Origin of the sequence: Sulfurimonas sp. (genome assembly GCF_029027405.1) — a bacterium.
Lineage (GTDB): Bacteria > Campylobacterota > Campylobacteria > Campylobacterales > Sulfurimonadaceae > Sulfurimonas.
The window spans coordinates 1,249,439-1,270,543 of sequence record NZ_CP093396.1; the positions used below are offsets into that span (position 1 = coordinate 1,249,439).

General features: G+C 30.8%; 25 protein-coding genes. 12 read left to right on the forward strand and 13 right to left on the reverse strand.

Features of this window, described 5'->3' with window-relative positions; genetic code table 11:
• Positions 1-26: 26 nt before the first annotated feature.
• The 3 genes from MOV42_RS05875 to MOV42_RS05885 all read right to left on the reverse strand — a co-directional run bounded on the left by MOV42_RS05875 (position 27) and on the right by MOV42_RS05885 (position 3,578).
• The gene (locus MOV42_RS05875; protein WP_324172843.1) at positions 27-812 is read right to left on the reverse strand and encodes a pyridoxine 5'-phosphate synthase; all 786 of its coding nucleotides are present in this window, start codon (positions 810-812) and stop codon (positions 27-29) included.
• A gap of 9 nt (positions 813-821) precedes the next feature.
• Entirely contained in the window at positions 822-1,517 is a 696-nt protein-coding gene (locus MOV42_RS05880) for a lysophospholipid acyltransferase family protein (protein ID WP_324172844.1), read from the reverse strand.
• A 126-nt stretch (positions 1,518-1,643) separates the two neighbouring features.
• Complete coding sequence (locus MOV42_RS05885; protein ID WP_324172845.1) at positions 1,644-3,578, reverse strand: thioredoxin domain-containing protein; 1,935 nt, start codon at positions 3,576-3,578, stop codon at positions 1,644-1,646.
• Positions 3,579-3,809: 231 nt separating this feature from the next.
• Here MOV42_RS05885 and dsbD point away from each other — a divergent pair, with 231 nt between their 5' ends.
• Entirely contained in the window at positions 3,810-5,585 is a 1,776-nt protein-coding gene (gene dsbD / locus MOV42_RS05890) for a protein-disulfide reductase DsbD (RefSeq protein WP_324172846.1), read from the forward strand.
• Here the strand turns inward: dsbD and MOV42_RS05895 are convergent.
• The 10 genes from MOV42_RS05895 to MOV42_RS05940 all read right to left on the reverse strand — a co-directional run bounded on the left by MOV42_RS05895 (position 5,572) and on the right by MOV42_RS05940 (position 12,247).
• Positions 5,572-6,321 carry an acyl-ACP--UDP-N- acetylglucosamine O-acyltransferase gene (locus tag MOV42_RS05895; protein ID WP_324172847.1) on the reverse strand — a complete coding sequence of 250 codons (750 nt, stop codon included), beginning with the start codon at positions 6,319-6,321 and terminating at the stop codon, positions 5,572-5,574. The genes dsbD and MOV42_RS05895 overlap by 14 nt on opposite strands.
• Positions 6,311-7,222, reverse strand: coding sequence for a Gfo/Idh/MocA family oxidoreductase (locus MOV42_RS05900; protein WP_324172848.1), 912 nt, complete (start codon positions 7,220-7,222; stop codon positions 6,311-6,313). Before MOV42_RS05900 ends, MOV42_RS05895 begins: the two co-directional genes overlap by 11 nt.
• Positions 7,222-8,316 (reverse strand): DegT/DnrJ/EryC1/StrS family aminotransferase, encoded by a 1,095-nt coding sequence (locus MOV42_RS05905; protein ID WP_324172849.1) that lies wholly within the window; start codon positions 8,314-8,316, stop codon positions 7,222-7,224. Before MOV42_RS05905 ends, MOV42_RS05900 begins: the two co-directional genes overlap by 1 nt.
• Positions 8,313-9,365, reverse strand: coding sequence for a lipid-A-disaccharide synthase (gene lpxB, locus MOV42_RS05910; protein ID WP_324172850.1), 1,053 nt, complete (start codon positions 9,363-9,365; stop codon positions 8,313-8,315). Before lpxB ends, MOV42_RS05905 begins: the two co-directional genes overlap by 4 nt.
• Entirely contained in the window at positions 9,362-9,724 is a 363-nt protein-coding gene (locus MOV42_RS05915; protein WP_324172851.1) for a c-type cytochrome, read from the reverse strand. Before MOV42_RS05915 ends, lpxB begins: the two co-directional genes overlap by 4 nt.
• A 25-nt stretch (positions 9,725-9,749) precedes the next feature.
• Positions 9,750-10,265: a methylated-DNA--[protein]-cysteine S-methyltransferase gene (locus MOV42_RS05920; RefSeq protein ID WP_324172852.1), complete on the reverse strand. Its 516-nt coding sequence runs from the start codon at positions 10,263-10,265 to the stop codon at positions 9,750-9,752.
• A 35-nt stretch (positions 10,266-10,300) separates the two neighbouring features.
• Positions 10,301-10,573: a Txe/YoeB family addiction module toxin gene (locus tag MOV42_RS05925; RefSeq protein WP_324172853.1), complete on the reverse strand. Its 273-nt coding sequence runs from the start codon at positions 10,571-10,573 to the stop codon at positions 10,301-10,303.
• Complete coding sequence (locus MOV42_RS05930) at positions 10,563-10,781, reverse strand: hypothetical protein (protein WP_324172854.1); 219 nt, start codon at positions 10,779-10,781, stop codon at positions 10,563-10,565. Before MOV42_RS05930 ends, MOV42_RS05925 begins: the two co-directional genes overlap by 11 nt.
• A gap of 60 nt (positions 10,782-10,841) precedes the next feature.
• Positions 10,842-11,546 (reverse strand): Fic family protein, encoded by a 705-nt coding sequence (locus MOV42_RS05935; protein WP_324172855.1) that lies wholly within the window; start codon positions 11,544-11,546, stop codon positions 10,842-10,844.
• Between the two features lie 119 nt (positions 11,547-11,665).
• Positions 11,666-12,247: an NAD(P)H-dependent oxidoreductase gene (locus MOV42_RS05940; protein ID WP_324172856.1), complete on the reverse strand. Its 582-nt coding sequence runs from the start codon at positions 12,245-12,247 to the stop codon at positions 11,666-11,668.
• Between the two features lie 155 nt (positions 12,248-12,402).
• Between MOV42_RS05940 and MOV42_RS05945 the strand changes: the two genes are divergently transcribed.
• Genes MOV42_RS05945 through MOV42_RS05995 form a run of 11 tightly spaced genes read left to right on the forward strand, consistent with a single transcriptional unit; the run spans position 12,403 to position 21,072 of the window.
• Entirely contained in the window at positions 12,403-13,620 is a 1,218-nt protein-coding gene (locus MOV42_RS05945) for a M48 family metallopeptidase (protein WP_324172857.1), read from the forward strand.
• Positions 13,617-14,447, forward strand: coding sequence for a peptide chain release factor N(5)-glutamine methyltransferase (prmC, locus tag MOV42_RS05950; RefSeq protein WP_324172858.1), 831 nt, complete (start codon positions 13,617-13,619; stop codon positions 14,445-14,447). The genes MOV42_RS05945 and prmC overlap by 4 nt, the downstream gene beginning before the upstream one ends.
• 12 nt (positions 14,448-14,459) lie before the next feature.
• The gene (locus MOV42_RS05955) at positions 14,460-14,939 is read left to right on the forward strand and encodes a DUF4149 domain-containing protein (RefSeq protein ID WP_324172859.1); all 480 of its coding nucleotides are present in this window, start codon (positions 14,460-14,462) and stop codon (positions 14,937-14,939) included.
• Positions 14,940-14,974: 35 nt separating this feature from the next.
• Positions 14,975-15,652, forward strand: a complete 678-nt coding sequence (locus MOV42_RS05960) for a nitrous oxide reductase accessory protein NosL (RefSeq protein WP_324172860.1) — start codon at positions 14,975-14,977, stop codon at positions 15,650-15,652.
• Positions 15,653-15,704: 52 nt separating this feature from the next.
• Positions 15,705-15,965, forward strand: coding sequence for a hypothetical protein (locus MOV42_RS05965; RefSeq protein ID WP_324172861.1), 261 nt, complete (start codon positions 15,705-15,707; stop codon positions 15,963-15,965).
• Positions 15,958-17,139, forward strand: coding sequence for an ABC transporter permease (locus MOV42_RS05970; protein ID WP_324172862.1), 1,182 nt, complete (start codon positions 15,958-15,960; stop codon positions 17,137-17,139). Before MOV42_RS05965 ends, MOV42_RS05970 begins: the two co-directional genes overlap by 8 nt.
• Complete coding sequence (locus tag MOV42_RS05975; RefSeq protein WP_324172863.1) at positions 17,136-17,804, forward strand: ABC transporter ATP-binding protein; 669 nt, start codon at positions 17,136-17,138, stop codon at positions 17,802-17,804. Before MOV42_RS05970 ends, MOV42_RS05975 begins: the two co-directional genes overlap by 4 nt.
• Positions 17,801-18,760: a hypothetical protein gene (locus MOV42_RS05980; RefSeq protein WP_324172864.1), complete on the forward strand. Its 960-nt coding sequence runs from the start codon at positions 17,801-17,803 to the stop codon at positions 18,758-18,760. The genes MOV42_RS05975 and MOV42_RS05980 overlap by 4 nt, the downstream gene beginning before the upstream one ends.
• Positions 18,760-19,200 (forward strand): hypothetical protein, encoded by a 441-nt coding sequence (locus MOV42_RS05985; protein ID WP_324172865.1) that lies wholly within the window; start codon positions 18,760-18,762, stop codon positions 19,198-19,200. The genes MOV42_RS05980 and MOV42_RS05985 overlap by 1 nt, the downstream gene beginning before the upstream one ends.
• 12 nt (positions 19,201-19,212) lie before the next feature.
• A complete protein-coding gene (locus tag MOV42_RS05990) occupies positions 19,213-19,845 on the forward strand; it encodes a Crp/Fnr family transcriptional regulator (protein WP_324172866.1) in 633 nt (210 codons plus the stop codon).
• Between the two features lie 9 nt (positions 19,846-19,854).
• Positions 19,855-21,072 (forward strand): dihydroorotase, encoded by a 1,218-nt coding sequence (locus MOV42_RS05995; RefSeq protein WP_324172867.1) that lies wholly within the window; start codon positions 19,855-19,857, stop codon positions 21,070-21,072.
• Positions 21,073-21,105 lie beyond the last annotated feature (33 nt).

Here is a 21,105-nt window from a genome sequence, read left to right on the forward strand (position 1 = left end):
AATGCATTTCACCAAAAAGAATATTTTTATTTTCTAGTAGTAAGTCTTTTCATTTCTTTTACAGCATCTGCTAAACCGCTAAAAACACTTCTTGCTATGATACTTTGTCCTATATTTAGTTCTATTATTTCTTCTATATTCATCATATATGAAACATTATTGTAGTTTAGTCCATGTCCAGCTGCTACTTGAAGACCTAGTTTTTTAGCATGAAGGGCAGCATTTTTTATCTCTAGGATTGATTTTTCAAGCCTGCTTTCTAGCTCATACCTCTGAAGTTCAAGCTCTTTTATAGAGTGATTTGAGTGAGGTAATGAAGAGTTTAACATCGCAAAAATATTTGCAAATGAGCCAGTATGAAGTTCTACCATTTCAGCACCTAAATCTTTAGATGCTTCCATTGCTTTGATGCTAGGATCTACAAATAATGAAACAGGGATGATAGAATCATGAAGTTGCTCGATAGCATAAGCTATCTCATCTTTGTATGTAAAAACATCTAATCCACCTTCGGTTGTAACTTCTTCTCTTTTTTCAGGAACTAGTGTTGCACGATGTGGTTTTAGCTCACTTACTATGTCTAAAATATCTCTATTTATTGAACATTCCAAGTTTACTGGAAGTTGTGAAAGTTGCATGATGTTTTTTGCATCTATATCTTTTATGTGTCTTCTGTCTTCTCTTAAGTGGATAGTGATTTGGTCAGCTCCAGAAGCACAAGCAACATACAAAGCATTTAGTATATCTGGATCATTAACTTTTCTAGCTTCTCTTAATACTGCTACATGGTCTATGTTTACGCCTAACTTCATACTCAAGTTTTATCCTTTTGCTTTGTTCATAAAAGCTATATAATCGTTTTCTAAATTATCATGTTTTATCAAATTACCAACATGAACTCTAATTATTTTTGTTTCTTTGTAGGGTGCATTTTTAAAGATAGTTTCTAAAGAATCATCTATAAAAATAGGAGCAATATCTAGCTTATTTGATTTTGCTATTTTGTGCGCTCCATTTTGGAACTTTAAAATACCATCATTTTTATTTCTTTCTCCCTCTGGAAAGATATAAATGTTGAAATCATCTATTTTAGTCAATGCTTTTTTTACTTCTTTGAAAAATTTCAAAAGACCTTTGCCTGTTTCTAAATCAACACTTATGCAACCACTATATTTAAAAAAGTCACCATAAAATGCATCAAAAAGTTCTTTTTTTGCTATCCAAGTTCCATTTTTATTGCCTTTTGAGAAGACACTTTCCATTACTATGATATCAAGTAAAGAACGATGGTTTATTGCGTACAACACTTTGTTTTTTTTTGGTAACTCACCAAGAAGTTCAACTTTTATATTTAAAAATTCTAAGACAGCGTTTGAGTATGCTTGTCTATTATCTGATAGTTGTTTATATGCTGGTCTAAAAGTTATAAAGGGATGAAAATATGTCTTTTTAAATATTTTTATATATTTATAACCGAGTTCAGCCATAAATATTATTTTTCCTAATTCCTTAAACATTAGTTATTATCTAGAACGATGAAGTGGATGTTGATAATCATTTCTTTCACAAGCACTAAACATGCTCATAACTCCAAGAGTAAGCAGAATATTTAATATTATTTTTTTCATTAGTCAACCTTTGTCTTAAAAACTATTCTTTATTATATCATCTATTGCTAGGATATTATCCGTATTTGCGAAACAACTTTTATCTCCACACACTAAAAAATCTTTATTTTTTGTGACTTTTTTGTGTATAAAAGGGTAGTTTAGTTTACTTAATTCATAAGCATTATTACTAAGGTTGTAAGCATTGGACTTAATAATTCTATCTCCCTTTAAGTGTCTTATCATCTCTTTAAGCATGCACGGATATACAACAGGTCTTCTTCCAAGTTCGTGAGAGTTATACTCAAGAGTTAAAAAAGCAAAGTGTGCATACTTTTCATCTTCTAGTAAAATAGCTAGAGAGTTAAGAGCATCTACCATGATGCTAACAGAACTTGTATATGTATTGTCTGCTATATCTGCTTTTGTTTGGAACTCTCCATCACTAAAATTCCAGCTTCCTTTTAGAAAAAATTTCTCTAGAGCAATATTTGCAAATCTTTGTGCTTGAATGAGGTAAAGTTCTTCTCCAGTTGAGTTATACCCACCTATAAGTGCTTGTGCTAAAAAAGCGTAGTCTTCCAAAAAAGCCTCTATTTTAGGTTGTTTATGAATGAGTGTTGTATGATAAAGTTTACCATCAATGTACATGGTTTTGAGTAAAGCATCTATACTCTGTATAGCTTTTTGTTTATATTTTGCATCTATATCTCCAAGAGTAAAAAGTGCTTTTATCATCATAGCTGACCATGAAGTTTGAACTTTTTTGTCTATGAAAGGATACTCTTTTGAAGCTCTTAGTTGTTGCAGTAAAATTTTAATATCTGCAAAGTTTTTAGGTGCTTTGCCATTTTCAAAACGAATAATATTTTTACCTTCAAAATTTCCAGTTTTTGTAACATCCATTTGTGCCAAGATAGACTCTATGTTTTCAAAGTTATTTTCTTCTAAAGTTCTGAAAACTTCATCATAAGTGTATATAAAATAAGTTCCCTCTTCTCCTTCGCTATCAGCATCGCTTGCACTATAAAAAAGATTGTCTTCGCTCATAAAGTTATACCAAAAATCAGCAATCTCTTTTGATATGTTTAGATAACTTTCATCTTCATAAGTAAGATATGATTTTGCATAAAGTTCACAAAGTAGGGCGTTATCATAAAGCATCTTTTCAAAGTGAGGAACCTTCCATTCGCCATCAACAGAGTAGCGACAAAAACCTCCATCAACAAGATCATACATTCCACCTTTTTTCATGGAGTTGAGAGTATGTGTTAGCATAGCTTTTGCTGCTTTGTCATCATAGAGTTTGTCAATGACTAAGAGAGTAGATAGTGTAGATGCATGAGGAAATTTTGGAGAAGTGGAAAAACCGCCATTTTTTGTTTCATAGTTATTTTTTACTTGAAGCATAAAGTTTTTTCTAAAGTCTTCACTTAAAACTGTTGCTTCTTTTGGGTGTTCATTTTGGTTTAAAAATTTTTGAATTTCATCAGCATTTTTATATAATTGCTCATCATTTTGTGAAACTTTCATGCCTATAAGTTTTGTAAGTTCTATAAATCCCATCCCTTCTATGGAACCTTCTCTTGACTCTGGGGGTATGTAAGTTCCTGCAAAAAATGGTTTATTTTCTGGAGTACAAAAGATAGAAGTTGGCCAACCACCTGAGCGACGATTTAAAAGCATGTGAACTTCTTGGTAATGTTTGTCAATATCAGGTCTTTCTTCTCTATCTACCTTTATACAAACAAAACTTTCATTTAAAATATCTGCACACTTTTTGTTTTCAAAGACTTTCTCTTCCATAACATGACACCAATGACAAGATGAATAGCCAATACTTATAAATATAGCTTTATTTTCTTTTTTGGCTTTAGCAAATGCTTCATCACCCCAAGGAAACCAATCAACAGGATTGTTTTTGTGTTGTTGTAAGTAAGGGCTATCTTCTTTTTCTAATCTGTTTGACATAATAATATTCTTTACTTTTGATTTAATAGCTGTAGAGTAGATAAATATTGCTAATGTAGTGCTTAAGTTTTTACTTACTTTAAACTTTTAAGAGCTTCTTTCTCAGTCAAAAGTATATATTTTTTGCACTTTTTATCTAAATAATATAAAATTTGTTATAGTTTCTGTATATTAAATATTTATTTGTATAATATCAAAAATAAATTTAAAATTTTAAAAAAAAAGAGTCTTATGAAAAAAATTATCTTATTTTTACTTTCTACTATCTTAGTGTTAAATGGTGCTTCGAAGTTTTTGATGCCAGATGAGGCATTTAAACCTGAAGCTAAACTCAATGAGAAGATGCAAATTGAAGCTAGTGTTAAAATAGCTAAAGATATATACCTTTATGCAGATAAGTTAAAAGTAGAAGTTATAAATGGTAATGGCGTTAGTATTTTAAATATTGATAAACCTAAAAGTGTTGAACATGATGAAGAGATGGTTTATTTAAAATCCCCTACAGTTTTAGTGACTTTACAAAAAGATTTTCAACTTAATGGCATGAAAACAATTAAGTTTATCTTGCATTATCAGGGTTGTTCAGAACAAGGTTTGTGTTATGAACCTTTGAGTGAGAGTTTTTCATTAGAAGTAGATACTTCAAAACTAGAATATTCTTTGAAAAGATTAGAGTTAAAAGTTGAAAAAGTTATAAAAATCGAAAAGAAAGTAGAGATAAAAGACGAAGTATCTCAAAGTGATGCTATTGCTGATACTATTAAATCAGGAAATATTTTTGTTATCCTTTTAACATTTTTAGGCTTTGGACTTCTATTGGCTATGACACCTTGTGTATTTCCTATGATTCCAATTATTTCTGGTGTTATTATATCTCAGGGAGAAGGTTTAAGTACTAAGAAAGCTTTTGCCTTGTCTATTGTTTATGTCCTTGCAATGGCGGTTGCATATACCATAGCAGGTGTCTTAGCAGGTCTCTTTGGAGCAAATCTTCAAGCAGCTCTTCAAACACCTTGGGTTATTTACTCATTTTCAGCAGTTTTTGTTGCTTTGGCTTTTAGCATGTTTGGTTTTTATGAACTAAAATTGCCAGATGCTTTTGTAGCAAAAATAAGCTCAAAAGGTGATGGTGGTGGTTATATAGGTGTTGCAATTATGGGCTTTTTATCGGCTCTAATTGTAGGTCCATGTGTCGCTGCTCCTCTTGCAGGTGCTTTAATTTATATTGGTCAAACTGGAGATGCTATTCTAGGTGGAATGGCTCTTTTTTCTATGAGTATTGGTATGGGTATTCCACTTATCGCAGTTGGTGTTAGTGCTGGTAAATTTATGCCAAAACCTGGTGCTTGGATGACTCTTGTAAGTGCTACTTTTGGTGTGGTAATGCTTGGCGTTGCTATTTGGATGCTCGAACGCATAGTAGATACTTATGTGACAATGCTTCTTTATGCAATACTTGGTATAGCTTTTTCTATATATCTTGGTGCTTTAGAAAAAGGCTCTCATATGGTTAAAAGAACTATCGCTATTTTGATGTTTGTATATTCTTTAGCACTTTTGATGGGTGTTCTTGGTGGTTCTACAAGCATGGCAAGACCATTGGAATTTTTTAAACCTCAAGCTGTAAACTCGATGATTAAGACAGAGGTTACTCATGCGAAATTTACAAAAGTAACTTCGATAGAAGAGTTAGATGCTGTTTTGGCAAAAAATAAAGGTAAAAAAATAATGCTTGATTTTTATGCTGATTGGTGTACTTCATGTAAAGAACTTGAAGAGGTTACTTTTGTAGATGTTAGAGTAAAAGCTAAGATGTCAGAGTTTGTTTTGATAAAAGCAGATATAACCGAGAATAGCCAAGAGAATAAAGAACTGAGTAAAAAGTATGGAGTTTTTGGTCCTCCAGCACTATTGTTTTTTAGTGAAGATTTAAAGCTAAAAAGAGCTAAAACTATCATCGGTTTTATAGAACCAGATGAGTTTTTAACTCATCTTAACTCGCTTTAACTTTTATATTATTATTTGCGATAAATGAAGCAAATTGTTTTGCATATTCATTTTCGTGTTCAGTTGCTAGTTTAGATGCTAGTTCTTTATCTACACCATCTCCTAGTATTTTCTTGAAAATAGCTTTGATCTTTTCTATGTCTGATTTGTCATCTAGTCTTCTTCTAAGCCCAACTACATTAAGACCTTTAACAGTGGCTCTGTTACCTTCTGTAAGTGTAAATGGTGGTATGTCATGGTCAACACAAGAAGCACCACCAATCATAACACCAGTACCAATAGTCAATCCTGCTTCAACTGTTGTAAGACCACCAATAATAACTCGTTCTTCACAAGTAACATCTTCATAAAGTCTTACTGCATTTGTTAAGATGCAGTAGTCTCCCATTTTAACACCATTTAAAATTTGAACATAAGCCATTAAAAAACTATTTGCACCGATTATAATCTTTTTAACGCTTTTTTCTTCTGATGGTTCTTGGGTGCCAATTTGTGTAAATTCTCTTATGTGAGTTTTTTCGCCTACTTCAATTTCTGAGTTTTCATGCCCCATAGTAGTAAAACTAAAAATTCTAACATCAGTTGCAACTTTTAGTTTACCCATTAAAATGATGTTTGATTCTAAAATAACTCCAGATGCTAGTTCAACATGTTTTCCAATATGACAAAATGGACCTATCTTAACATCATCTGCTATTTTAGCCCCATCTTCAATGACTACACTATTATGAATCATTTGCAATCTCCAAAGTAATAATACTATCTTCAACACTAGAAAGAGAACCTTTTTCACCAGTTTCAAGGTAGTTTAAAAAAGCTACAAGTTCATCAGCAAGTGCATTACTTCTACCAACAAAACAGTTTCTTGTGATGTGTGAAGATGGATTTATGTTTACTCTTTCTTTTAAAGTTTGAGATAGTAAATCAGCTTCAAAATATTTTATTTTAGAGTCAGCATCTACTCTACAAGCAACAGCTATACTTCTTTTTCTATATGGAGTTAGCCAGTTTGTGGTTATATCTCCAACAACTTCGCCTTCTAACTCAAAAGCTAAGATAGCATTATCTTCATGTGTTTTATGAATTTTTTGAGATTTAAAAACAGCACTTCTTACTATGTTCTTTTTAGTGATAAATCTAATTAAGTCACTATCATGAACTGATAAATCAGTCAAAATCCCAACATCAGCGATGCGTTCAGGAAAGGCTCCACTACGCGTTATAGAAATAGATAAAATTTCATGATCTGCTATCTCGTTTATAAGTGCTTTTACAACAGGGTTATATCTCTCGATATGACCTATACAACTCTTAAGATTTTTAGCTTTTATTGCCTCTGCCATCTCTTTTGCATCTTCTACGCTTGAAGCAGCAGGTTTTTCTATAAAGACATTTACATTATGTTTTGCACACAAAAGAGTTGCTTCTTTATGAAGAGATGTTGGTGTAACGATGATAAGTGCATCTGGTTTTACAACAAGTAGCATCTGTTCTAAGTCTGTAAAAAAAGGCTCTTCATAATCGTCTGTTTTATTAACATCACAAAGACCAACAATATTTGCACCTTCGATATTTTTTAGAGTATTGTAGTGGTTTTTACCCATGCTACCTAAACCAGTTATTGCTATATTTTTCATTAGTTACCTTTAATCGCTTCAACTATATAATCTTGTTCTTCTTGTTTTAAATATGAACTCATTGGAAGTGACATTATTTGAGTAGAAATTTTCTCACTCATAGGAAAGTCTCCCTCTTTATAACCAAGGTCTGAAAAACATTCTTGTAAATGAAGAGGAACAGGATAGTGAACAGCAGTTGGAATACCTTTATCACTTAGTTTTGCAACCATTGTTTCTCTATCTTCAACTCTTATAGAGTACTGAGCAAAAACACTTGTGTTTGACTCTGATATTTTTGGAGTTATAACATTTGCATCTTCAAGAAGGTCGTTGTATCTTGTTCCAATATCATCACGAGCTTTTACTTCTTTATCAAAGTGTTTTAGTTTAACACCAAGTATGGCGGCTTGAACAGCATCTAAGCGACCGTTTATACCAATAAACTTATGTTTATATCTTTCATTTTGACCATGATTTAAAAGCATTCTTATTTTTTCTTCTAGCTCTTTATCATTTGTGAAAATTGCCCCTCCATCTCCATACGCTCCAAGAGGTTTAGATGGGAAAAAGCTAGTACAACCAATAGTTGAAAGATTACAAGATTTCTCACCATTATAAGTAGCACCAAAACTTTGACAAGCATCTTCGATTACTGGAAGATCATGTTTTTTAGCGATTTCATTTATAGCATCCATGTTTGCACATTGACCATATAGAGAAACAGGCATGATAGCTTTAGTTCTATCAGTGATAACAGCTTCTATTTGAGTTGGGTCTATGTTGTAGCTATCTTCTTCGATATCAACAAAAACAGATTTTGCACCTAAAAATGCGATAACTTCAGCAGTTGCAATAAAAGTAAAAGGAGTTGTAATAACTTCATCCCCTTGACCAATATCCAACGCCATTAGAGATAGTAAAAGAGCATCTGTTCCACTGCTACATCCTATTACATAATCAACACCTGTGTAATCTGCTAAATTTTTCTCCAAAGAGTTTAACTTTTCTCCACCGATAAACTGAGCCGTACTAAATACTTGGGCAACTTCGCTGTCTATTTCTGATTTATAATCTGCATATTGAGCTTTTAAGTCTATAAAATTGATTTTCATGTTCTTCCTATAGTTATAATTTTTGCTACTGTTTTTGAACTACCATGTTTTAAGTAAGCTCTTAGATGCTTTGAGTCGTCTAAAAATGTACTTCTGTCATACTCGTTAAACGCTTTTAAAAGATTATCTGCTGTTACATCTTCTTGGATGAATTCAGGGTGTAAATCTTTGTCGTTAAACTGCGTAAACATAATGTTACTAAGACCAATATGGCTTAACTTAACAAGTCTAGATACTATGAAGTAATCAAGTGGTTTTGCAATGTAGCTTAACACGAAAGGAGTTCCTATCAGTGCGGCTTCAAGCGTTGCTGTTCCACTACATATAAAAGCAAAATCTGCCTCATAAAGAGTCTTGTGTGCATCATGCGCTATTTTAAAACCTGTTAGGTTACCATAAAGCTCTTTTATCTCTTCTTTAGTGAAGTGTTTTGGAATGATAATAGTTGCATTTAGTTTCAGTTTAACTATAAGTTCTTCAAATACAGGCATAAGTTTTTTTATCTCGCCTTTTCTACTTCCTGGCATAAAAGCTACTTCTTTAACTTTGGTGTTTAGCTCTTGTTTAAACTCTTTTATGATGTCAAGAAGTGGATGCCCAACATAAATTATGGGAGCATTTTTTGAGTAGTAATCTTGTTCAAAAGGAAGTATAGATGCTAAATGATTTATGGTTTTTTCTAAAATGGGAATTCGCTTCTTTTTCCATGCCCATGCTTGAGGTAAAATATAGTATATTATCTCTTTTTGTGGGTATCTCTTTTTAATTTTTTTAGCTAGTGGAAGGTTGAAACCAGAAGAGTCTATGAGTAAAACTTTGTCTGCTTCTTCGGCTAAATCTACCATTTGAGCATTTAGTTTAAAAAAGTAACGAAGTTTTTTTAGAGCATCTACAAAACCCATGATTGCTAAACTTCTCAAATCAACTATGGAGTTACCCAAGTCAGAATCAAAAATACCAATAAACTCTACATCATCACTTAACTCTTTTTTTAAAGAGTGTAGATGCACATTTGCCGAATGCTCTAAAGCACTTACTAAAAGTTTCATGAACCACCATCTCCATGGGTATGATAACTATCATCATAACTCTCTTGGTTCTCATCATCAACAAAGTTACTCATAAAAGTTGTTAGGTTTTCTATGTCTTCATCACTTAAACCAACAGCATAAGCTATCATCATCTCTTGTTGTTGGTTATCTGATAGTTTATTTCGAAATTTTTTAAGTTTATATGTCAAAAAACCTTTTGCACGATTTGCAAGTCTAGGATATAGATGCATCCCTTCGGCTTTAATACCATGACAAGAAAAACAAGCTTTTTGCATGTAAAGCTTCTTTCCCATTTCATAGGAAGTAGAGGATAAAAGAGATGAAAAAATCAAAAAGGTTAAAATTATTAAACGCATTGTGTGATTATATCGAAACTTTTTCTTAGCATAAAAACAAATTTTGTTCTAATGTTAAAAGTCTTTTTTTAAGAGGCAATCCACCACCATAGCCAGTAAGTTCTCCATTGGTTCCAATTATGCGATGGCAAGGTATTATAATCCCTATTGAGTTTGCACCGTTAGCATTTGCTACTGCTCTGACTGCTTTTTCATTATCAATATCTTTTGCTAATTGTAGATATGTCGATGTTGTGCCATAAGGTACTTGAAGTAAAGCCTTCCAAACACTTTTTTGAAAATCAGTACCAACTGTTATCATTGGTATATCAAACTCTTTTCTTGTCATATCAAAATACTCATCAAGTTGTTTTCTTGTTTGTCTTAATATCTCATCATCTTGTTCTACAAATACAGCATCTAGTCCTTTTTTCAATCTATTATCAACAGTTGTTCTCATTTTTCTATATCTAAAATCCAATAAACAAAGTTTATTTTCAAATGAACCTAAAATAAAATGAGCATATTTTGTTTTGTAGTATTGTATGTTTATTTGATTCATGATTGAAGTTTTCCTTGATATAAACTGTTATATTATTAGTCGTAATGTGTCCACATTCTCAGCACTTTTATGATTTTCTTTTCTTCAAGGATTTCATAAACAAGTCTATGCTGTTTGTTTATTCTTCGTGAAATCTTACCTTTTAGATTTTGTGTGAGATATTCATATTCTGGAGGGTATTGAAGAGGGTCTTTCTCAATAATTTGAAGTAGTTCCATCACTTTTGGTTTTAAAGCACATGATTGATGTCTTTTAGCATCTTTTTTTGCTTGTGGAGAAAAAAGTAATTGGTACATTTTACCAATCAAGCTTATCTATTGTCACAAAGTTTTTATTTGGTTCATTTGAAGCATCTATGATGCTTTGTTCCATACCTTCTATACTTTTAAGGTACTCATCATCATTTTTAAACTCTGTTTGGTCTAAAATCGTTACTTCTTTTTTTGAAAAATGTTTTAAAAGCCAAAGAAATTTTTCACTTATATTATCTTCAATTTTTAATGTAATAGTTTGCATATAAAACTCCTTTTGAAATTATAATATTTGTATTATAACATATCGATAGTTTCTATTTTTTTACACTACTGCTTGTAATTCTTTTCTAAGTAAAGCCATACTGTTTTGAATACTTTCATCGATAAACTTGAAAAGTTCATCTTTATCATTAATAGCGGTTAGATATTCATCTCTATGCTCATTTTCAATAAGAGGAGGAACGATATTATTTTGTATAGCTTGAAAAGCCATTATCAATCTTCCTACTCTTCCATTTCCATCTGCAAATGGATGCACTCTTTCAAATAAAATATGAAATTCTGCAATATCTAATAAACTCATATTATTACTATTAAATTTATAAAGTAAATTTTCTAAGTCATTTGAGATTTTATTAGGTACTGATAGTTTTATATCTACACCCTTTATATGTCTTTCATCTAGTCTATATGCTCCTATAGGCTTTGAAACAAATTGTGGTGCTACATGTAGAGCATCTTCAAACATAATGGCATGTATATCTTTTATAAAACTACTATCAATAATATTTTCTTTATTTGTAGCCTCACGAACTATGACATCATAAGCTTTTGCAAAACCTAAAATTACAAGTTGTTCATGTAATGGTTTATATCCTGCTGTATTTCCATGTTCAAGTAACTCTTTTGTTTCACCAAAAGAAAGAGTTGTTCCTTCCATTGCATTAGAGTGATGAGTGATTGAGATGCGAAGCTGTCTGAAAAGTTCTTCTCTTTGTTTTAATGATAAATTATTTAGTTTTTGCATAATGATATACCTAGTGACTTATAGATGAAGTATACTAAAATATTAGTTCTATTACAATTATGAACTCAAATAAATTAATTTTAAGACCACTTATACTCATCAAATTAAATCAAAGTTTATTAAAAAGTAGCTTTAATTTTTTTGATAAAATTACTAACTTTTTCTTTGGTAAGACTTTCACTATTATAAAGTGAGAGCATTTGAAACTTACAATTCTTTGTACAAGTACCAAGTAAAGCAAATTTTAAAACTTTATTAACAGGTTTTCTGAGTACAAAGAAATCGACCCACCAAGGTGCTCCAAGTGTTGTTACTACTTTTACTTCTTTTAGATTTAAAAGGCATGGCGTAATTGCACCTAAATCCGAAGCATGATTATATGCATATCCTGGTGCCCATACTCTATCAAACCAACCTTTCAATATTGCTGGAAAACTAAACCACCAAGTAGGAAATATCAATACTAATGATTGGGCTTCTTGTAATTGAATAATATCATCTTTTAATTTAGATAAATCAAATTGTTTTTCATAGTAACTATTTCTTTCCTCTTTTGTTAATACAGGATTAAAATTTTCTTTGTAAAGATCTTTAATGATTACATGATAACCTTTATTTTCCATGTGCTTTATAGTCTCTTCTGCTAAATGGCAAGATAAACTATTATTAAGTGCGTGAGCTAATACTACTAAACATTTCAATGATATTTTCCTTTTTATTTCTTATTTATTTCTTATTGTAAACTTCGTATCAGCAGTAAGCTTAATAGTAATATTTTTTTCATATTTACTCATGAAATTTATGTAAGTATAACAGATTATTTTGCTACAATTGCGAAAAAATTTAAGGTCTTTAAATGTTAATGACAGTTATCACTATTTATACACTATTTGTTCTAGTTTCAATCTATACAAGCGTTATGCAAATCGGCTTTGTAAATGATGCAAAAAGAAAAGAGGCTGTACTCCTTGGTGCAGCAGACTTTTTAAAAGCGGGAAACTATACTGTTACTAAAGAAAAACTCTCTATTGTAAGCTCATTTGTTGATTATCTTATGTTTATAGCTTGGATGGGATTTGGTATTTCTTATTTATCGAACAATGTATTTTTTGAAAATGAAGCTATTTTAAATATAGCAGTTGTTCTTAGTTTTGTAGTTATAAACTCTATTTTATCATTACCGTTTGGATACTATGAAAAGTTTGTATTGGATGAAAAATATGGCTTTAACAAATCAAGCATGGGTCAATGGATAAAAGATACTTTAATATCTTTCGCGATGACTCTTGTTCTTGGTTCTTTAGTTATTTGGGGCATCTATCTAATCATCACTAACTTCTCTCTTTGGTGGTTATGGAGTTTTGTATTTATCTTCGCAGTAGTTATTCTTATAAACATGCTTTATCCAGCTTTTCGTGCTATGTTTTTTGACAAACTTACACCACTTAAAGATGAAGAGTTAGATGGAGAAATCAAAACTCTTATGGACAAAACAGGTTTTGTAAGTTCTGGTGTTTTCATAAGTGATGCAAGTAAAAGAGATGCAAGACTAAATGCTTATTTTGGTGGTTTTGGAAAAGCAAAAAGAGTTGTACTTTTTGACACACTTATAGAAAAACTTACTACTAAAGAACTTCTAGCGGTTTTAGGACATGAACTAGGTCACTTTGCACATGGCGATATATATAAAAATATAGCCTTAGTTGGTGCTATGTTGTTTGCAATGTTTGGCATCTTTGGCAATCTTCCAGATTCTCTTTACTTAGAGATGGGTATAAGCCAAGAGCCTTACTTACTTATGATTCTTCTAATGTTGTTTATGCCGATTTTAGGTTTTGTGATGATGCCAATTATGGGAATAGTAAGTCGTCATAATGAATATGAAGCAGATAAGATGGGAAGTGAACTTGGTGGAGCAGGTGGCGCGATAGAACTTGCTAATGCACTTAAAAAACTTGTAACAGAGAACAAAAGTTTTCCACTTTCTCATCCTTTATATATTTTCTTTCACTATACTCATCCCCCTGTGTTAGAAAGACTAAAAGAGTTGGGTGTTGACATACAAAAAGCATGAAAGACACATATATAGTAAAAGAGGTTTTGCTTAGTATAACAAAGACTCTTAAACCTTTTATAGAACGACCAGCTAAAGAAGCTCAACTTATGTTGATGGCATTTTTAAAGGTTGATGAGCTTTGGCTTCTTACAAATCAACGCAGTGAGATAGCAGATATACAAAAGCTTTTTAAATGGGTAGATGCTAGAGTGAAAAATGTTCCTTTAGAATACATAACCAATAGTGTAAGTTTTTATAGCCAAGAGTTTTATATATCAGAGGGTGCATTGATTCCTCGTCCTGAAACAGAACTGCTGATAGATGAAGTTTTAAAAAATGTAAAAAGTGTAGATGCCAAGATGACTTTTGTAGAAGTTGGAGTTGGTAGCGGGATAATTTCCATAGTTCTAGCACAGCATTTTAAAAATGCAAAGTTTATAGCGGTAGATATATCTCAAGCAGCTCTTGACATTGCAAAAGTAAATATAGAGAAGTTTGGTATGCAAGAGAGGATAGAGTTACGACTAGGCTCACTTTTAGAGCCAATAGATGAAGAGATAGACTATCTTGTATCAAACCCTCCATATATTGCAGATAAAACACCACTAGAGTCAAACCTTTCTTATGAACCTCAAAATGCACTTTTTGGAGGAGTTATTGGAGATGAAATTATTAAAGAACTCCTTGCCCAAGTCTTAAAGCGAAAGATTAACTTTTTTACATGTGAGATGGGTTATGAGCAAAAAGGTAAAATACAATCATATTTAACAAATCAAAAATTTGAGTGTTTAACATTTTATAAAGATTATAGTGATTTTGATAGAGGTTTTACACTTATTGTTTAAGGCAACATACCATTGAGTAAAAAAATTTATATCGACTTTAGTTATCTAATCATCTTAGCAGCTTCATTTGGAGCAGTTATCGTTTTAGGTGCGATAGTCGCTCCTGTTATTTTCAATCCAAATAAACATTTAGTGGATATAACGCTAGACCACTACAACTCTGGTATCATTATGAGTGAAGTTTTTCATAGATTCAGTTATTGGACTTATTTTATTGCTGGTATGGTAGTTCTTTATGAAGGGTATATGTACAAGATAGGGAAAAGAGATTCTATTATTTTGGCTAGTAGTGTGAGTGTTGTTTTTTCTTCATTGATGTTTAGTAATATTTATATACCTAAAATTTTATCGATGCAAGCAGTAGGTGTAGAAGCAACACAAAGTGTAACTTTTGAGAATATTCATAAAGCAAGTGAACTAGATTTTAAAATTTTAGCAGTTGCTTTACTTGTTCTGTTTATAAGAAGGTTAATGTTACTTAGAACAACTTAACGGTTATGTAATACTTCTTAAGGTATATTTTTATTATGAAAACTTACCTAAACCCCCTCTTTTTAATTTTACTACTTCTTATAACAAGTTCATATGTTAATGCATCTGTCTCTCTAGCACAAAAAGAGAAAAAGATTTATCCTATGGGTAAAAAAATATTTCACAAAAAGTGTGATTCTAAGATGGACTTACAAAAGTACGAAAGTATAGAAGAACTTGCACATGACATAAAAGATAAAAAACTTTGTAAACCACTAAAACAAAAACAATTTGATGCTCTTTGTTTGTACTTATTTGAAGTAAAACGACTTGAAGATACAAATGAAGTAAGTAAAAAAATTATAATAAGTAAAGATGATAAATGCCCTATATGTGGTATGTATGTATATAAATATCCAAAGTGGATAAGTCAAATTTACTATAATGAAAAATATTTCTCTTTTGATGGTGTAAAAGATATGATGAAGTATTACTTTGAGTATAGAGAGGGAATAACTGAAATGTTAGTAAGAGATTATTACTCCTTAAAAGTTCTAGATGCTAGAGATGCTTACTTTGTAGTTGGTAGTGATGTATATGGACCGATGGGTAATGAGTTTATTTCATTTGAAAAAGAAAATGAAGCTAAAGCATTTAGTATAGATCATAAAGGCATGAATGTTATGAAGTTTGAAGATATAAATATAGAAGAAGTTAACAAGATTGATGAATAAAAATATATACACTCTCAAAACACCAAGACTACTTTTGTTTATAGGCATGCTAATGATTGTATTTATATTTGAGAGCGCCTATCTAAGTATATATAAGTCAGACTCTAAAGAGATAAAGACAAAGAAAAATGGGTTTGTAGCACTTGTAGGACTTGGAGATTTGGCAATATCAACAGAAGCGACATATGTTAGACATAGAAGTATGAGTACTATTTTTAGCATCTATAAAGATGATGGTAGTTTAAGAGAGTATTTTCCTTCAACTTACACTTATTCTCATTCACATATTATTAATAGGTCAGGTAATGAATAAAATAAACTTCTATCTAATCGAATACGCTATTAACTCTGTACTAAGACAAAAATATAAAAGTTTTTTTATTACAATTGTTTTAACCCTTTTAACCTTTCTTTTAACCAGTGTTTTTTTCATAACAAACTCTATAAAGTCAGAGTTAAACTCAACTGTAGATGCTCTGCCTCAAATAATCGTTCAAAAGATAAAAGCTGGAAGACAGTATGACATAGATGTAAAAGTGATAGATACTATTTTAGAAATCACTGGAGTTATTGATGCCACTGCTCGTGTTTGGGGATACTACTATTTTGAGAATGCTGGAGTAAACTTTAGTGTTGTAGGAGTTGATGAGTTTGAAGAGCAATATAAAAAATCACTCTCTATTATAGTTGATAATGCAAAACTTGACTTTAATGATAATGCATCTATGTTGGTTGGAAGTGGAGTAAAAAAAACGATGTTAAAAAACTATTACAAAGAGTATTTTAACTTCATAAAACCAAATGGTGAACTAAAAAAAGTATATGTAAAAGGTGTGTTTGATGGAGATACTCAACTAGAATCAAATGACATGATAGTAATGAGTAAGCAAAGCGTTAGAGAAATATTTGAGATAGATGAATCAAAAGCTACCGACATAGTTGTAAAGGTTTCAAATCCTGATGAGGTTGTTACTGTTGCATCTAAGATTAAACTAATGTTTCCAGATGCTAGAGTAATAACTAAAAATGATTTGAAGATTAGTTATCAAAATATATTTGACTATAAAAGCGGAATATTTTTAGCACTTTTTATCATCTCACTTTTTACATTTTTCATTATCATCTACGACAAAGCAAGTGGACTAAGTAGTGAAGAAAAAAGAGAGATAGGAATACTTAAAGCCATAGGTTGGAGAGTGGACGATGTACTAAAAGAGAAGTTTTATGAGTCTTTTATTATCTCTTTTGTAGCTTATATGCTTGGTATTATCTTAGCTCTTGGATTTGTGTATATTTTACAAGCTCCACTGTTACAAAATATATTTACAGGTTACTCACAACTAAAAACATCTTTTGAACTTCCTTTTATTTTTGATATGCAAACACTTTTTTTAGTCTTTTTTCTAAGTGTTCCTATTTATATAGCCGCAACTATCATCCCATCGTGGAAGATAGCGACTCTAGATGCTGATGAGGTAGTGAGATGATAGAACTAAAAAATATAACAAAAACATACGAGATAAACAAAAACAATATCGTTGTAGCACTCCAAGATGTAAGTCTTCAAATAAATGAAGGTGAGTTGGTTGTTTTAAGAGGTGCTAGTGGTAGTGGTAAGAGTAGTGTTTTGTCACTCATCGCAGCTTTGTCAAAGCCAACAAGTGGAGAAGTTATAGTAGATGCTAAACAAATCTCAAAACTTCCTGATAACTTTGCATCTGAGTATAGACGAGATAACATAGGATTTATCTTTCAAAAGTACAATCTTATCTCAAGTCTTAGTGTAAAAGAAAATATTTTACTTCCTTTAATTCCTCTAAATCCAGATGCTAAAATAGTAAATGCAAAATTGCAAAGAGTTATGAAAATGTTTCATATAGAGCATAAAAAAGATTCTATTGTAAAGAATCTATCGGGTGGTGAGCAACAACGCGTGGCTATAGCAAGAGCAAATGTAAACGAGCCTAAAATTATCTTAGCAGATGAACCAACAGCAAATCTTGATGAAAAACTTTCCCTTCATTTTATAGAGATTCTTCGTGACTTAAAGGCTCTTGGAAAGACCATCGTTGTCGCAACTCACGATCCGCTTTTTTTCAATCTTGACTTTGTTGATAAAGAGATACAGATGCAAAATGGATTTATAGTTTGATATTAACACCAGAAGTTTTAACTATTTTTATTCTTAATGCACTTTTTGCATTTTTTGGTATTATTGTTTTTATTTTAAGTATAAATATTTGTAGAAAATGGGATAGAAATTCTGTAAGTCAGTTACAGTATAAACTTGAAAAACAAAGTTATCTAGCTTCAACGATAATCAAATTTATTTTTATTATTAAAGTACCATTATTTCTATTTTTTGTTTTTACACTTGATAAAATTTCAAATGTACTAACAGGTGCAATGTGTGGGGCGGGAGTCGTAGATGCTACTGTCTATGGAACACCTCTTTTTATTTTAAAAATAATAAACCTTTATATATTTGCTTTTTGGATAATTTTACACAATGAAGATGTAAAACATGAAGACCAACCCTTTGTAAAACAAAAATTTGCTCTTTTCGTAGGTGCCTTTTTTCTTTTTATGGCTGAGTTGATTTTAGAAGGAGTTATGTTCAGTTCTATTGAAATAGATAAGATGGTTAGTTGTTGTGGTACACTTTATTCAAGTACATCAGCATCTGCGATTTCTTCTATTTTTACGATTAACACGACTACACTTTTAACTCTTTTTTATATAAATTTTTTACTGATAGTAATATTTTATTTTTTAAAAAAGAAGTATCTGTTCTCTCTTAGCAATCTTCTTTTTATAATTATTTCTTTAGTTACTTTAATTGTGTTTTTTGGAACATACATTTATGAATTACCATCTCATAACTGTCCATTTTGTTTTTTGCAAAGTGAGTATTATTTTGTAGGATATCTGATTTATATACTTCTTTTTTTAGGGACATTTTATGGTTTAGTAGTTGCTTTTTTAGATATAAAAGAGAGTTTAAGAGATAAGTATTATAATAAATCTATCATATTTAATACTCTTTATGTTATATTACTAAGCTTATTTGTAATAATCTATTATATAAAAAATGGAGTTTGGTTATAATGAAAAAAAGTATAAATGTTTTACTATTTTTACTGGTTTCCACTATGTTTTTAGCATGTGAAAAAAAGGTTCAAACAGATATGTCAGCAATCCATTGGGATAGAGACATGTGCAGTAGATGCGTTATGGTTGTCAGTGATAGAAAACATGCCGTCCAAGTTAAAGACCCTCAAACAGGAAAGTCATATATGTTTGATGACATAGGTTGTACAGCACTTTGGTTTGAAGATGAAAAAATTCAGTGGAAAGATAAAGCAATTGTTTGGATTTCAGATGCATCCTCGCAAAAGTTTATAGATGCTAGAAGTGCTTTTTATGATACGGGGAACATTACACCTATGAGTTTTGGTTTTTGGGCGCACAAAACAAAAGACACCATACCAAAAGGGAAAGAAATTTTTTCTTATGATGAAGTTATTTCCAAAATAATTAGTAAATAAGGATTATTAATAATGAAACTTAAACTAAAAAATATTGATATGTTCAATGATTTAGATGAAGCAACAATTGATAAAATTGAAGCATTTACAACAAAACATACAATTCCAAAAGACAATATAGTTTTTTATGAGGGTGATGATTCAAAATATTTATATCTTTTAGCAAAAGGAATAATAAAACTATATAAGACTTCATCAAATCATAAAGAGATAGTTTTAAAATATTTTCATGAAAATGAGCTTATAGGAGAAGTTGCAAATTTTGAGCAAATTCCTTATCCTGCAACTGCTAAAGCATATACTGAAGTTGAAATTATGAAAATTGACTTTGATAAATTAAAAAAGATTATATATTCAAATCCTGAATTATCTTTTATGATTCAAACCTCTTTAATAAAAAAGATTAAAAACCTTGAAGCTATCATATCTACAAACTTAGTTCTAGATTCTAAAGAGAGAGTGGCAAAGTATATTTATAACCATTCAGATAGTTTTTTTACAACAAAAAATATAATTATTGCAGAGATTTTAAGTGTATCTCCAGAAACACTTTCAAGAATATTAAAGTTTTTTAAAGACAATAATATTATAAATATAAAAACAAAAATAATCAATAGAGATGCTTTGTTAGAGTATTTTGAATAAGGAGTTTAAGTGGTTATTTTAAATGCAGTCGTTTGTGATGCTAATGGAGAATATGAAGCAGATATTCGCATAGAAAATGGAGTTATAAAAGAGATAGCAAAGGGTTTAAGTGATAGCCAAAGCATAGATGCTAAGGGTGCATACTTTATGCCTTTGATGATAGATACAAATATTAGACTACTAGACTCAACACTAAACTCAAAAAATCTTGAAAAAATTTCAAATGAAGCATTAGAAGGTGGAGTAGGGCATGTTATTATAAATGCTGATAGCGAACCTGCCATAGATAATGAAGTAGTTTTAGAATTTGCACAAAATGGACTTCGTGACTTAAATGGCGCAAAAATAGACTTAATGCTAAATAGCTTAAAAGAAGATAGCACCTTAAGCAATATAGCAATTTTATTAAAAAGTGGAGCAAAAGTTCCCTTTATGAGTACCATTGCAAAAAATGATGTAGCTATAAAAATAGCAGAGTATGCTTTGATGTATGATGTAACTATTTTTTGTAAAGCAGAAGATAACTCACTTATAAAAAGTGGTGTTATGTTAGAAGCAACTGTTAATTCAAAGCTAGGACTTGCCGGTATTCCTGACTTGAGTGAAGTTTTACATGTCTCTCGTATGATTGAAATTGCAAGACATTTTAAGATAAAAATACTCTTTAAGTCAATAGCATCTCCTCGTTCAATATACTTGATAAATCAAGCTAAAAAAGATGGAGTAGATGTTAGTTGTGAAGTTTCTATTCATCATCTTATGTTTTGTGATGAAGCGTGTGAAGATTTTAATACAACAGCAAAATTAGACCCACCATTAGCATCTAGAAGTGATATGCTACTTCTTCAAGTTGCACTAAAAAATAACCAAATAGATATACTTACAACACTTCATCAACCAAGTTCTCCAGTAAATAAAGAAGTTGCATTTTTTAATGCTGCTTATGGTTGTGAGGCTCTTAGCGATGCAATGCCTCTTTACTATACAAAACTTGTAAAATCAAATATGATAACTATGAGTGATTTAGTGAAATTCACAACACAAAATAGTGCAAATAGTATAAAAAAAGAGTCTACAAAGATAGAAGTAGGTCAGAAAGTAAATGCTATGTTATTTGATAAAACTATAGAAAATATAGTTGATAATGAGCAGTCTTTATACAATGGACAAACTTTAAATGGTAAAGTCTTAATGACATTTATAAGTGAGAATATAAGAAGATTTTAATTATAGAATATTTTTAATACGAAGTATTAAAAA

What these genes read in the sequence shown, in the direction of transcription:
- MOV42_RS05920 (WP_324172852.1), bottom strand. Translation starts at nt 10,265, where the DNA reads ATGAATCAAATAAACATACAATACTACAAAACAAAATATGCTCATTTT.
- prmC (WP_324172858.1), top strand. Translation starts at nt 13,617, where the DNA reads ATGAAAGACACATATATAGTAAAAGAGGTTTTGCTTAGTATAACAAAG.
- MOV42_RS05985 (WP_324172865.1), top strand. Translation starts at nt 18,760, where the DNA reads ATGAAAAAAAGTATAAATGTTTTACTATTTTTACTGGTTTCCACTATG.
- MOV42_RS05905 (WP_324172849.1), bottom strand. Translation starts at nt 8,316, where the DNA reads ATGAAAATCAATTTTATAGACTTAAAAGCTCAATATGCAGATTATAAA.
- MOV42_RS05900 (WP_324172848.1), bottom strand. Translation starts at nt 7,222, where the DNA reads ATGAAAAATATAGCAATAACTGGTTTAGGTAGCATGGGTAAAAACCAC.
- MOV42_RS05975 (WP_324172863.1), top strand. Translation starts at nt 17,136, where the DNA reads ATGATAGAACTAAAAAATATAACAAAAACATACGAGATAAACAAAAAC.
- MOV42_RS05990 (WP_324172866.1), top strand. Translation starts at nt 19,213, where the DNA reads ATGAAACTTAAACTAAAAAATATTGATATGTTCAATGATTTAGATGAA.
- dsbD (WP_324172846.1), top strand. Translation starts at nt 3,810, where the DNA reads ATGAAAAAAATTATCTTATTTTTACTTTCTACTATCTTAGTGTTAAAT.
- lpxB (WP_324172850.1), bottom strand. Translation starts at nt 9,365, where the DNA reads ATGAAACTTTTAGTAAGTGCTTTAGAGCATTCGGCAAATGTGCATCTA.
- MOV42_RS05915 (WP_324172851.1), bottom strand. Translation starts at nt 9,724, where the DNA reads ATGCGTTTAATAATTTTAACCTTTTTGATTTTTTCATCTCTTTTATCC.
- MOV42_RS05960 (WP_324172860.1), top strand. Translation starts at nt 14,975, where the DNA reads ATGAAAACTTACCTAAACCCCCTCTTTTTAATTTTACTACTTCTTATA.
- MOV42_RS05875 (WP_324172843.1), bottom strand. Translation starts at nt 812, where the DNA reads ATGAAGTTAGGCGTAAACATAGACCATGTAGCAGTATTAAGAGAAGCT.
- MOV42_RS05965 (WP_324172861.1), top strand. Translation starts at nt 15,705, where the DNA reads ATGATTGTATTTATATTTGAGAGCGCCTATCTAAGTATATATAAGTCA.
- MOV42_RS05935 (WP_324172855.1), bottom strand. Translation starts at nt 11,546, where the DNA reads ATGCAAAAACTAAATAATTTATCATTAAAACAAAGAGAAGAACTTTTC.
- MOV42_RS05880 (WP_324172844.1), bottom strand. Translation starts at nt 1,517, where the DNA reads ATGTTTAAGGAATTAGGAAAAATAATATTTATGGCTGAACTCGGTTAT.
- MOV42_RS05970 (WP_324172862.1), top strand. Translation starts at nt 15,958, where the DNA reads ATGAATAAAATAAACTTCTATCTAATCGAATACGCTATTAACTCTGTA.
- MOV42_RS05885 (WP_324172845.1), bottom strand. Translation starts at nt 3,578, where the DNA reads ATGTCAAACAGATTAGAAAAAGAAGATAGCCCTTACTTACAACAACAC.
- MOV42_RS05930 (WP_324172854.1), bottom strand. Translation starts at nt 10,781, where the DNA reads ATGCAAACTATTACATTAAAAATTGAAGATAATATAAGTGAAAAATTT.
- MOV42_RS05945 (WP_324172857.1), top strand. Translation starts at nt 12,403, where the DNA reads ATGTTAATGACAGTTATCACTATTTATACACTATTTGTTCTAGTTTCA.
- MOV42_RS05895 (WP_324172847.1), bottom strand. Translation starts at nt 6,321, where the DNA reads ATGATTCATAATAGTGTAGTCATTGAAGATGGGGCTAAAATAGCAGAT.